This window comes from Streptococcus australis (genome assembly GCF_015553625.1).
Lineage (GTDB): Bacteria > Bacillota > Bacilli > Lactobacillales > Streptococcaceae > Streptococcus > Streptococcus australis_B.
Window position 1 is genome coordinate 128,509 of record NZ_JADNGY010000006.1, and the last position, 12,329, is coordinate 140,837.

General features: G+C 39.6%; 9 protein-coding genes. 8 read left to right on the forward strand and 1 reads right to left on the reverse strand.

Annotated features, from left to right (window positions below):
* Window positions 1-23: 23 nt before the first annotated feature.
* Window positions 24-1,436, forward strand: a complete 1,413-nt coding sequence (gene sufB / locus I2D56_RS06825; protein ID WP_006594961.1) for a Fe-S cluster assembly protein SufB — start codon at window positions 24-26, stop codon at window positions 1,434-1,436.
* 21 nt (window positions 1,437-1,457) lie between these two features.
* Entirely contained in the window at window positions 1,458-2,027 is a 570-nt protein-coding gene (locus tag I2D56_RS06830) for a hypothetical protein (protein ID WP_195348249.1), read from the forward strand.
* Between the two features lie 68 nt (window positions 2,028-2,095).
* On the opposite strand, the gene pbp3 is transcribed toward I2D56_RS06830, so the two are convergent.
* Window positions 2,096-3,337, reverse strand: coding sequence for a D-alanyl-D-alanine carboxypeptidase PBP3 (gene pbp3 / locus I2D56_RS06835; RefSeq protein WP_272125623.1), 1,242 nt, complete (start codon window positions 3,335-3,337; stop codon window positions 2,096-2,098).
* A 173-nt stretch (window positions 3,338-3,510) separates the two neighbouring features.
* Between pbp3 and I2D56_RS06840 the strand changes: the two genes are divergently transcribed.
* The 6 genes from I2D56_RS06840 to I2D56_RS06865 all read left to right on the forward strand — a co-directional run bounded on the left by I2D56_RS06840 (window position 3,511) and on the right by I2D56_RS06865 (window position 12,151).
* A complete protein-coding gene (locus I2D56_RS06840) occupies window positions 3,511-5,475 on the forward strand; it encodes a peptide ABC transporter substrate-binding protein (protein ID WP_195348250.1) in 1,965 nt (654 codons plus the stop codon).
* 188 nt (window positions 5,476-5,663) lie between these two features.
* On the forward strand, window positions 5,664-7,649 hold the full coding sequence (locus I2D56_RS06845) for a peptide ABC transporter substrate-binding protein (RefSeq protein WP_129270484.1): 1,986 nt from the start codon (window positions 5,664-5,666) through the stop codon (window positions 7,647-7,649).
* 64 nt (window positions 7,650-7,713) lie between these two features.
* On the forward strand, window positions 7,714-9,213 hold the full coding sequence (locus tag I2D56_RS06850; protein WP_023022220.1) for an ABC transporter permease: 1,500 nt from the start codon (window positions 7,714-7,716) through the stop codon (window positions 9,211-9,213).
* Window positions 9,213-10,139 (forward strand): oligopeptide ABC transporter permease OppC, encoded by a 927-nt coding sequence (gene oppC, locus I2D56_RS06855; RefSeq protein ID WP_023022222.1) that lies wholly within the window; start codon window positions 9,213-9,215, stop codon window positions 10,137-10,139. Before I2D56_RS06850 ends, oppC begins: the two co-directional genes overlap by 1 nt.
* A gap of 11 nt (window positions 10,140-10,150) precedes the next feature.
* A complete protein-coding gene (locus tag I2D56_RS06860; protein ID WP_023022224.1) occupies window positions 10,151-11,218 on the forward strand; it encodes an ABC transporter ATP-binding protein in 1,068 nt (355 codons plus the stop codon).
* 9 nt (window positions 11,219-11,227) lie between these two features.
* Window positions 11,228-12,151 (forward strand): ATP-binding cassette domain-containing protein, encoded by a 924-nt coding sequence (locus tag I2D56_RS06865; RefSeq protein ID WP_023022226.1) that lies wholly within the window; start codon window positions 11,228-11,230, stop codon window positions 12,149-12,151.
* Window positions 12,152-12,329 lie beyond the last annotated feature (178 nt).

Below are 12,329 nucleotides of genomic sequence, written 5' to 3' on the forward strand. Positions count from 1 at the left end.
AAAAAGAAAATGAAAGGAAAGATATGACAGAAGAAAGAGTAGAACCAAAACCAATTGATCTTGGTGAATATAAATTTGGCTTTCACGATGATGTAGACCCAATCTTGTCAACAGGAAAAGGGTTAAATGAATCGGTTATTCGCGAGTTGTCTGCTGCGAAAAATGAGCCAGAATGGATGCTGGAGTTCCGTTTGAAGTCTTATGAAGCATTTAAAAAAATGCCGATGCAAACTTGGGGGGCTGACTTGTCAGATATTGATTTTGACGATTTGATTTATTATCAAAAACCATCTGATAAACCTGCACGTAGCTGGGATGAAGTGCCTGAAAAAATTAAGGAAACATTTGAACGGATTGGTATTCCAGAAGCAGAGCGTGCTTACCTGGCCGGAGCAGCTGCTCAGTATGAGTCTGAAGTAGTTTACCATAATATGAAGGAAGAATTCCAAAAGCTCGGAATCATTTTTACCGATACAGATTCGGCTTTGAAGGAATACCCAGACTTGTTTAAGCAATACTTTGCTAAGTTGGTACCTCCAACGGATAATAAGTTGGCAGCCCTCAACTCAGCTGTTTGGTCAGGTGGGACCTTTATCTATGTACCGAAGGGTGTAAAGGTCGATGTTCCTTTGCAGACCTACTTCCGGATTAATAATGAAAATACAGGTCAGTTTGAGCGGACTTTGATTATTGTTGACGAAGGCGCTAGCGTCCACTATGTAGAAGGATGTACAGCACCGACTTATTCAAGCAATAGCCTGCACGCAGCCATTGTCGAAATTTTTGCCTTGGATGGCGCTTATATGCGTTATACGACCATCCAAAACTGGTCCGACAATGTCTATAACTTGGTGACCAAAAGGGCCAAAGCGACCAAAGATGCGACAGTTGAATGGATTGATGGAAACCTTGGAGCTAAAACGACCATGAAATACCCGTCTGTTTATCTGGATGGAGAAGGTGCGCGTGGTACCATGCTTTCTATCGCCTTTGCAAATGCGGGGCAACACCAAGATACAGGTGCTAAAATGATCCACAATGCTCCGCATACCAGCTCTTCAATCGTCTCAAAATCCATCGCGAAAGGTGGAGGAAAGGTTGACTACCGTGGACAAGTGACCTTCAATAAAGATTCAGCGAAATCTGTCAGTCACATTGAGTGTGATACCATTATCATGGATGACTTGTCTGCATCGGATACCATCCCATTTAATGAAATTCATAATTCACAAGTTGCTTTGGAACATGAAGCCAAAGTATCTAAGATTTCTGAAGAGCAACTCTATTACCTCATGAGCCGTGGTTTATCAGAATCAGAAGCGACTGAGATGATCGTCATGGGATTTGTAGAGCCCTTCACTAAAGAACTTCCAATGGAATATGCAGTTGAGCTCAACCGCTTGATTAGCTATGAAATGGAAGGATCTGTCGGTTAAGGGGATAAAAGGAGAAGCAAAATGGGATTCTTAAAAAAATTATTTGGTAATGTTGAAAAAGCGAATAAGGGCGAAATTCCTGTTGAGGAAATTGTTCCACCCTTTACAATTGATCTAGCTGAAGAAGCAAATGATTATTGGAGACAGATGGAACAAAATCTCTTGATCAATGCTGTGAAGGCTGTTGGCGGTCCTGATAAAGCGGATCGTGCCTTTATGCTAGTGAATTTTAAGCCGGGTCAAGAAACATTTGATTTGTATTATCAAATCGATGGGAAATTAATTTCTTGGCAAGAATTGGATCCAGAACTTGTAGAAAAAATCCGCCTTCAACTCTTGCCTCAAGCACCAGCAGTAGCCCATGCAGTCAATGAAAATTACGAAGCTGCCAATGTTCCTGTGATTAGTTATGCCATGCTTCAATTAGAAACGGCGACCATGGCTTGGTTTGGTCGGAAGCTAACAACAGCTACACCTGAAGCTAGCTTATCTTTTGGAGAATTGGTAGCAGGTTGGCGTGCGGTGATTGAACAAGAAATCCCGACTCATCCAATAGACAGCGATACTGCTTTTCCTTATTTCGAAGTTTGATAGAAGTTCTGTTGACGGAATTGAATAAACAAAAAAAGAGGGTGACCTCTTTTTTTGTTTATGAGTATTTATAGTTTTTCGTTGACGTAGCGAACAAATTGATTCCACCACACCTTTAAGAAGAAACTTTTTTGGATATTTTCTCCGCTCACCATTTCCATACTAGGGGCTTTACCTTCGATATACCCTCGACCGATGGGTTCTGGATCAGTGTAGGTAAGGGTTCCGAGAGAAGTACCTTTCTTTATAGGAGCGCTAAATGAAGATTGGTTACTTTTAAAGGTGATTTTAGCTTCTGCTTGGCTTCCTTGTCGTTCGATCACGATGAAGTCATCCTTGGCAACAGCAGTGGCGTTTGTTTTCTTGCCATCGTGAACCGTTGATTTACTGTTGTTGTATGCTTCGCCTTTGCTGATAATGAGGCTTGGAACGAAGTTTTGGCTCACATAATTCATCAGGTTGGCTGTTGCAACAAATCGTGCGTAAGGGTCACCATCGATTGCCTCAACACCAATGACAACGGTAATCATTCGAATCCCATTTTGATTAGTAGAAGCGACAAATGAGATCCCTCCTTTTTCGGAATTTCCAGTTTTTAGACCATCCACCCCAGCTCGATAGCTGGGCATGTTTTCCAGCATATAGTTGCTACTCTCCAATTGAATTCCAGCAAATTCTGCATGGGAGAGGGAGGTGATTTTTGTAACTTCAGGAAAGTCTTCTAGAAGATGTTTTGCGATGACTGCCACATCATAAGCGCTCAGCTTATTTTCGGTATTTTTCTTTTTATTTTCCTCATCCCCATCAATGATAGATTGGTTCAATCCACTAGCATTCACAATCGTCGCATCTGTAATTCCCCAATCTTTGAGCTTTGCTTTCATGAGGAGGACGAATTTTTCTTCGCTACCAGCTACTTTTTCAGCTAAGGCGATGGCGGCACTATTGGCGTTTGATACGAGGAGAGCAGTGAGCAAGTCCTTAACCTTGTATTTACGGGCTTCCATGGGAACGTTGCTGATTCCTTCAACAGCTGTCAGTTGATAGGCTTTATCAGAAATATCCACATCATCAGTTAAAGAGATTTTTCCTTGCTGAATGGCTTCGTAAACGAGATAAGTAGTCAAGAGATTGCTGATTCCGCCAACCTCTTTTTTCTCATCACTATTTTTTTCATAGAGTATTTTACCTGTTGTCCCATCAATCGCAATAGCATGCTGGGCTCCAAGGTCTAGGTCCTCCGCTTTTACAGGAGACGTACTGAGAAGCGCAAGTATTAGACAAAGAAGTAAGGTGATTATTTTTTTCACGTTTGAATCCTCGATTGTTTTTTGTCTCTACTATTGTATCATAAAAGAAGGCAACTGCTCTAATCCTATTTTGCTCTATTAGGACTCAAAGGTCATAGGCAAATTTGAAAGATAGTTGGTAAAATGGAAGAAATAGTGTATAATGGTAGAAAACCTAACATAAGGAGATAGTGATGAAAGTAAATAAACGGTTCGTACTGGCCGGTGTTTCTCTAGCCAGCGCTCTTCTATTGACAGCCTGCGGTGGTGGAAGCAGCAATCAATCTACTTATTCTTATATTTATTCAACAGATCCAAATACATTGGACTACATTGCATCGACTCGTACAACGACGTCTGATATTACAAGTAACCTTGTTGATGGTTTGTTAGAAAATGATAAATATGGAAATTTAATCCCAAGTTTGGCAGAAGACTGGACAGTTTCAGAAGATGGCTTGGTCTATACCTATAAACTTCGAAAAGATGCTAAATGGTACACCAGTGAAGGGGAAGAGTATGGTGCTGTAACAGCTCACGATTTTGTGACAGGGGTCAAACATGCTGTGGAATCAAAATCAGAAGGTCTCTTCTTAATCCAAAACTCCATTAAAGGTTTGGATGCCTATGCCAAGGGTGAAACAACAGATTTCAAGACAGTTGGCGTGAAAGCCCTAGATGATTATACCGTTCAATATACCTTGGAACGTCCAGAAAGTTTTTGGAATTCTAAGACGACATCAGGCGTCCTCTTCCCGGTTAACAAAGCTTTCTTAGAATCTCAAGGGAAAGACTTCGGTTCTTTGAAGCCAAGTAGTATTCTCTATAATGGTCCTTATTATTTGAAGAATTTAACTTCAAAATCGCAGATTGAACTTGTGAAAAATAAGGAATATTATGATGAAAAGAATGTTCATATTGATCATGTGAAGTTGACCTATAATGACGGATCAGATCCAGAATCTGTCATCAAGAAATTTGAGAATGGACAATATTCATTTGCGACAGTAATGCCAAATAGCTCCACTTATAAGAGTGTGAAAAAGAAATTTGGTGATAATATTGTTTATGGTGTTCAATACGGAACATCATACTACCTCGGATTCAACATTGATCGTCAGAAGTATAACCATACAGCTAAAACGACAGATGCTCAAAAATCGTCCACAAAACAAGCGATTTTAAACAAAGACTTCCGTCAAGCTGTGAATTTTGCCTTTGACCGTGAAGCCTATGCAGCTCAAACATCAGGAGCAGATGCAGCGACCAAAATCCTTCGGAATACCTTGGTTCCACCGACTTTTGTTCAAGTGAATGGCGAAGAGTTCGGTAAGGTTGTTGAGAAGCAATTAGTGACCTATGGAGATGAGTGGAAAGATGTCAATCTAGATGATGCCCAAACCACTCTCTACAATCAAGAAAAAGCCAAGGCTGAGTTTGCAAAAGCTAAAGAACAACTGCAAAAAGAAGGGGTAGAATTCCCAATTCATTTGGATTACGTTGTCAGTCAAACGGATAACAGTCAGGTACAACAAGCTAGCTCCTTTAAACAATCCGTAGAAGCTGTTCTCGGTGCAGACAATGTTGTCGTAGATATTCAGAAATTATCTGATGATGACTTTAACAATATTACCTATTTCACAGATACTGCTGCTGAGAAAGATTATGACCTTGCAGGCGGAGGATGGGTTCCAGACTACCAAGATCCATCTACTTATTTAGAGAGTTTAAGTCCTGTTAACGGTTCTGTTTTCTACTATCTAGGTGTGGATGCAGGCTCAAACAGTCCTGCTATTCCAGCAGTTGACTTTGGGAAGTATGCAGAACTCTTAAAAGATGCCAATTCTGAAGTGAATGATCAAGCTTTACGCTATGAGAAATACGCAGCTGCTCAAGCATGGCTAACAGATAGTTCATTGATCTTGCCGACTGTTTCAAATGGTGGAACTCCAATGTTGCAACGGACTGTTCCATATAGTCGTGCGGCTTCATGGGTTGGAACAAAAGGAACTGGAACCAACTATAAATATCTTGAACTTTCAGAAGAAGTCATCAAGACAAAGGATTACGATGCAAGCAAAGAAAAATGGTTAAAAGAAAAGGCTGAATCCAATAAAAAAGCCCAAGAAGAATTAAAGAACCACATCGAATCGAAATAGAAAAAAATAACTAGGATAGTAAGAGTGCATAAGTTTATGTAGGGAAGGAGCCACTAAAAGGATTGATTTTTTAGACAGTCCCCCACTCAGTGGCTCCTTTCACTTGCCAAATATTCAGAAAATTTAGTTTACTTTTTTCCTCACTTATGCTATAATTCTATCTAAATTCAATAAAATGGAGACTCAAAATGAAAAAAAGTAAAGTTTTTGCATTTGCCGGAGTAACATTGCTCGCAGCAACTTTCCTTGCAGCATGTTCTGGCTCAAAAGATAGCAAGTCTGCATCAAAAAAAGATACAACATATGGCTATGTTTATACAGATGATCCAACAACTTTGGATTACACCGTATCTTCCAAAGCTTCCGTACATGATATTACAACAAACGGTGTAGATGGTTTGTTGGAAAACGACAAATACGGAAACCTTGTACCATCTATTGCTGAAGACTGGTCTGTTTCAAAAGATGGTTTGACCTATACTTACAAAATCCGTAAGGGTGTTAAATGGTATGATGCTGATGGTGAAGAGCATGGGGAAGTAACAGCTCATGACTTCGTTACTGGATTGAAGCATGCGGCGGATAAAAAATCAGAATCTCTTCCATTGGTAAAAGACTCAATCAAAGGATTGAAAGACTACTCAGAAGGAAAAATTTCAGATTTCTCTGAGGTTGGAGTCAAAGCAGTGGATGACTATACTCTTGAGTATACTTTGAACCAACCAGAAACTTTCTGGAATTCAAAAACAACTAATGGTGTTCTTTTCCCAATTAGTACAGATTTCTTGAAGAGCAAGGGTGATGAATTTGGTCAACCAGGTAATGTTAAATCAATCTTGTTCAATGGTCCATTCCTTTTGAAATCAATCACTTCTAAATCAGAAATCACTTTTGAAAAGAATGAAGAGTATTGGGATAAAGACAACGTTCATATCGACAAGATCAAATTCTCTTATTATGATGGATCAGATCAAGATTCCATAGCGCGCGGTTTTAGCGATGGTTCATATACCAAGGCGCGTCTATACCCTGCTAGCTCTAACTTTGCGTCTGTTGAAGAAAAATACAAAGACAATATCTACAACACACAGCCTGGTTCTGGTGTCGCAGTCTTAGGTTTCAACATTGACCGTCAAGCTTACAACCATACTTCTAAGACGTCAGATGAGCAGAAATCTTCTACGAAGAAAGCTATCTTGAACAAGGATTTCCGTCAAGCCATCACCTTTGCCTTGAACCGCGAAAATTACTCAGCACAAGTCAATGGTAAAGAGTATGCTAAGGCTGCTATTCGGAATATGTACACTGCACCTGCCTTTGTTCAAGTAAACGGTAAAGACTTTGGTGATGTAGTAGCAGACAAGTTGCAAACTTATGGGGATCAATGGAGCGGTGTGAATCTTGCAGACAGTCAAAACGGACTCTATAGCAAGGAAAAAGCAAAAGCTCAGTTTGAAAAGGCAAAAGCTGAACTCCAAAAAGAAGGTGTTCAATTCCCAATCCACTTGGATGTTCCGGTTGCACAAAACTCAACAAACTTTGTGTCACGGATGCAATCCTTCAAACAATCAGTTGAAGAAACACTTGGTACAGAAAACGTTGTTGTGGACCTTCAAATGATGGACCAAGATGAAGTCTTGAACATTACTCTTAACGTACCATCAGCTGCAGAAACTGACTGGGACCTTCAAGGACTTGTAGGATGGAATCCAGACTATGATGACCCATCTACTTACCTTGATACCTTGCAACCATCTTCTCCAGACCAAACTAAGACTTATCTTGGATTTGCTGGTGGTGTCGATAATGCCTCTGCTAAGGCTGTTGGCTTAGATGAATATGCGAAGTTGCTTGATGATGCAGAAAAAGAAACCCTAGACGTAGTGACACGTTATGAAAAATTTGCAGCAGCGCAAGCTTGGTTAACAGATAGCGCATTGGTAATTCCAACTATGACAAGCTCTGGTGCAGCTACAGTGGTTTCAAAAGTGGTTCCATTCTCTGAACCTTCATCACAAACAGGTAACAAAGGATCAACTTATTTCAAATATGTTGAAATTCAAGATGAACCTGTCACTAAAAAACAATATGATCAAGCACGTGAAAAATGGTTGAAAGAAAAAGCTGAATCAAACAAGAAGGCTCAGCAAGATCTTGAAAAACACGTCAAATAATCACCTTCATCAGAACTTTCTCTAATAGGGGAGAAAGTTCTTTTGAACATTAAAGGAACGGAATATGAAAAAATATATATTTATGCGTATTTTACGTTCGTTGGTGTCGATCTTTTTGGTTACGACATTGACGTATACAATTATTTATACGCTAACCCCAAGAAATTTAATTTTCAAAAACGACCCTAACTATAACAAGATTGCGAAAACAAAAGACTCTAAAATCAATTATGAAAATACAGTCTATGATCGCATGGGGTATATAGAATATCTTGATTCAAAAGCTTTGAAAGAAAAAGCAAGCAAGGAAGACTCATCAGTAACAGTAGAGCCTACTAAAGAAAACGAGAAGATCTACAAAAAGTACATTTCTAACCTTGGAAATGGCTGGGTATTGAAACGTTTCCCTGAAAACAAAGGTTTTTACGCTACTCGTGAAGTCCCTGTCTTTGAACGTGTTATTGGATTCTATGGTAATCTGATTCAGATTGACCATCCAAATGTCATCAAAGATGCTTCTAATCCAAAACTTGAACGCTATATTCGAATTGAAAATGACCCAGCTATTGGTTGGTCAGTAGTTGGTTCGGGGACTAAACATAAATATCTTTTGTATTTCAATGGTCAATTCCCGTTCATTCATCAAAATTTTGTATCCTTAAACTTGGGTGAATCTTACCCAACTTATTCAAATACACCTGTTCTTCAGGTTATTACACAAGGACAAGGTACAACTAAGAAGAGTGAAGTAAACTTCCCAACAGGAAAAAAAGAATCTTCTATCAATATCTACTCTCGTACATACAAATCACCAAGCAAGGCAGATGCTCAAGATATCGCCCGCTTTGGTAAAGGAGATGCTTATACAGCAACATTGAGCAACTATGAAAATCCATCCATGATTGTGAGCTCAGCCATTATCGGTTTAATCGGGATTGCGATTGCCTACTTGATTGCTATTCCTTTAGGATCTTATATGGCCTTGTTGAAGAATACTTGGTTTGATAGTGCATCTACGGCAACTTTAACATTTATGATGTCATTGCCGACGATTGCCTTGGTTTACATCGTTCGCTTGGCTGGCTCTTCTATCGGCTTACCAGATTCCTTCCCAGTGTTAGGGGCTCAGGATTGGCGCTCTTATGTACTACCTTCTGTGATTTTGGGTCTCTTGAGTGCACCAGGATTGGCAGTTTGGATTCGCCGTTACATGATCGACTTGCATTCTCAAGACTTTGTCCGTTTTGCACGTGCCAAAGGGCTTTCTGAGAAAGAAATTTCCCGCAAACATATCTTCAAAAACGCCATGGTTCCGATCGTTACAGGGATTCCTGTTCAATTGGTTCTAGTCATTTCAGGGGCAACTTTGACAGAAACTGTCTTTGCCTTCCCTGGTATGGGTAAAATGTTGATTGATTCTATCAAGGCATCCAATAATACCATGGTAGTTGGTCTTGTCTTCATCTTTACTGTTCTTGCTGTATTTGGAGCAATGGCTGGAGATATCCTTATGGTTATGGTAGACCCTCGTATCAAACTAACAACTAAGAAAGGAGGCAAATAATGTCTACAATCGATAAGAAGAAATTCCAATTTGTGGAACGTGATGATTTTGCCTCTGAGACAATTGATGCGCCGTCTTACTCCTATTGGAAATCCGTATTCCGTCAATTCTTCAAAAAGAAATCAACCATTTTGATGTTAGCCGTTTTGGTTGCTATTCTCTTAATGAGTTTTGTATACCCAATGTTTTCAAACTTTGATTACAATGATGTAAGTAAAGTAAATGACTTTACTGCCCGTTTGAATCCGCCAAGCACCAAGGCCTTCTTTGGTACGGATAACAATGGTAAATCCTTGTTTGATGGAGTTTGGTTTGGTGCCCGCAATTCGATTATCATCTCCTTTATTGCTACCTTGATCAACGTTGTGATTGGAGTAGTGATCGGCGGGATTTGGGGTGTGTCAAAATCAATCGACCGCTTCATGATGGAAGTTTATAACGTTATTTCAAATGTTCCATTCATGTTGATTGTTATTGTCTTGACTTACTCAATTGGTGCTGGTTTCTGGAACTTGATTTTGGCGATGACAGTGACAGGATGGATTGGGATTGCTTACTCTATCCGTGTCCAAATTATGCGTTACCGCGATTTAGAGTACAACTTGGCCAGTCGCACCTTGGGTACACCAACCCTTAAAATTGTGACGAAAAATATTTTGCCACAGTTGGTTTCTGTTATTGTGACGACAACTACACAATTGTTGCCAGCCTTTATTTCGACTGAGGCCTTCCTTTCCTTCTTTGGATTGGGATTGCCGATTACAGTTCCAAGTTTAGGTCGTCTTATTTCAGACTACTCACAAAACGTAACAACCAATGCGTATCTTTTCTGGATTCCATTGACAGTCTTAGTCTTGGTATCCTTGTCATTCTATATCGTTGGACAAAATCTTGCAGACGCCAGCGATCCACGTACACATAGATAGGAGGAGTAGATATGACAAATGATAAAAATGTAATCTTATCTGCTCGCGATATCGTAGTAGAATTTGATGTTCGGGATCGTGTCTTAACAGCTATTCGCAATGTCTCTTTGGATCTTGTTGAAGGAGAGGTCATGGCGCTTGTTGGTGAATCAGGTTCTGGTAAATCTGTTTTGACAAAAACTTTTACAGGAATGTTAGAAGAAAACGGACGAATTGCCAATGGGACCATTAATTATCGCGGGCAAGAATTAACAGAACTCAAGTCAAACAAAGATTGGGAAGAAATTCGTGGTGCAAAAATTGCAACGATCTTCCAAGACCCAATGACCAGTTTGGACCCGATTAATACAATCGGATCACAAATTACAGAGGTTATTATTAAACACCAAGGCAAGAGTGCAAAAGAAGCCAGAGAAATGGCTATTGACTATATGGAAAAGGTGGGAATCCCGGAAGCAGAACGTCGCTTTGATGAATATCCTTTCCAATATTCAGGTGGGATGCGCCAACGGATCGTTATTGCTATTGCGCTTGCTTGCCGTCCTGATATCTTGATCTGTGACGAGCCTACAACGGCCCTCGACGTAACTATTCAAGCCCAAATCATTGACTTGTTGAAATCATTACAAAAAGAATATAACTTTACAACAATATTTATCACCCATGATTTGGGTGTGGTGGCAAGTATTGCAGATAAGGTTGCCGTAATGTATGCTGGTGAAATTGTAGAATTTGGTAAAGTAGAAGAAATTTTCTATGACCCAAGACATCCTTATACATGGAGTCTTCTTTCAAGTTTGCCACAGTTGTCTACTTCTAAGGGTGATTTATTTTCTATCCCAGGGACTCCTCCATCATTGTACTCACCGGTAAAAGGGGATGCCTTTGCTTTGCGCTCAGACTATGCCATGCAAATTGATTTTGAGGAACATCCACCAGTTTTCAAAGTTTCAGATACACATTGGGCTAAAACGTGGCTCTTGCATGAAGATGCACCAAAAGTCAATAAACCAGAAATTATTGATAATCTTCATGAAAAAATAAGTGCAAAAATGGGATTCACTACAATCAAGGACTAGGAGAAGGAAATGACAGAAAAATTAATAGAAGTTAAAGATCTAGAAATTTCCTTCGGTGAAGGAAGTAAAAAATTTGTAGCCGTAAAGAATGCAAATTTCTTCATCAATAAAGGGGAAACATTTTCCCTCGTTGGTGAGTCAGGTAGTGGGAAGACAACAATTGGTCGAGCAATCATTGGTTTGAATGACACTAGTGCAGGTGACATCTTATATGATGGTAAAAAGATCAATGGGAAGCAAAATCGCAAGGATGAAAATGAATTAATCCGAAAGATTCAAATGATCTTCCAAGACCCAGCAGCTAGCTTGAATGAGCGTGCAACAGTCGACTACATTATTTCAGAAGGTTTGTACAATTATCATCTATTCGAAAATGAAGAAGACCGAGTACGTAAAGTAAAAGAGATTATGCATGAAGTGGGTCTTCTAGCAGAACATTTGACTCGTTATCCCCATGAATTCTCTGGTGGACAACGCCAGCGGATTGGTATCGCTCGTGCCTTGGTAATGGAGCCAGAATTTGTTATTGCAGATGAACCAATTTCTGCCCTAGACGTATCAGTTCGTGCACAAGTATTGAACCTCCTGAAGAAATTCCAAAAAGAGTTGGGCTTGACTTATCTCTTTATAGCACACGATCTTTCAGTAGTTCGTTTTATCTCTGATCGTATTGCGGTTATTTACAAAGGTGTTATTGTAGAAGTAGCTGAAACGGAAGAATTGTTTAACAACCCAATTCATCCTTATACACAATCTCTACTATCGGCAGTTCCGATTCCAGATCCAATTCTAGAACGCAAAAAAGTTCTGAAAGTTTATGATCCTGATCAGCATGATTATTCAACCGACAAACCAGAAATGGTTGAAATCAAGCCAGGACATTACGTTTGGGCAAATAAAGCAGAACAGAAAAAATATAAAGAACTTGTATAATCATAAGAAAACGAGAAGAATCCACTTCTCGTTTTCTATTTTTTTAAAAAAAGAAAAACTTTTTTTAAAAAAATAGAAAAAAGATATTGACAAGGAGAAGAGGTCGTGATATACTAATATAGTTGTCGCGCGAGAGCGACAAAGACCTTTGAAAACTGAACAAGACGAACCAATGTGC

What these genes read in the sequence shown, in the direction of transcription:
- sufB (WP_006594961.1), top strand. Translation starts at nt 24, where the DNA reads ATGACAGAAGAAAGAGTAGAACCAAAACCAATTGATCTTGGTGAATAT.
- I2D56_RS06830 (WP_195348249.1), top strand. Translation starts at nt 1,458, where the DNA reads ATGGGATTCTTAAAAAAATTATTTGGTAATGTTGAAAAAGCGAATAAG.
- I2D56_RS06840 (WP_195348250.1), top strand. Translation starts at nt 3,511, where the DNA reads ATGAAAGTAAATAAACGGTTCGTACTGGCCGGTGTTTCTCTAGCCAGC.
- I2D56_RS06845 (WP_129270484.1), top strand. Translation starts at nt 5,664, where the DNA reads ATGAAAAAAAGTAAAGTTTTTGCATTTGCCGGAGTAACATTGCTCGCA.
- I2D56_RS06850 (WP_023022220.1), top strand. Translation starts at nt 7,714, where the DNA reads ATGAAAAAATATATATTTATGCGTATTTTACGTTCGTTGGTGTCGATC.
- oppC (WP_023022222.1), top strand. Translation starts at nt 9,213, where the DNA reads ATGTCTACAATCGATAAGAAGAAATTCCAATTTGTGGAACGTGATGAT.
- I2D56_RS06860 (WP_023022224.1), top strand. Translation starts at nt 10,151, where the DNA reads ATGACAAATGATAAAAATGTAATCTTATCTGCTCGCGATATCGTAGTA.
- I2D56_RS06865 (WP_023022226.1), top strand. Translation starts at nt 11,228, where the DNA reads ATGACAGAAAAATTAATAGAAGTTAAAGATCTAGAAATTTCCTTCGGT.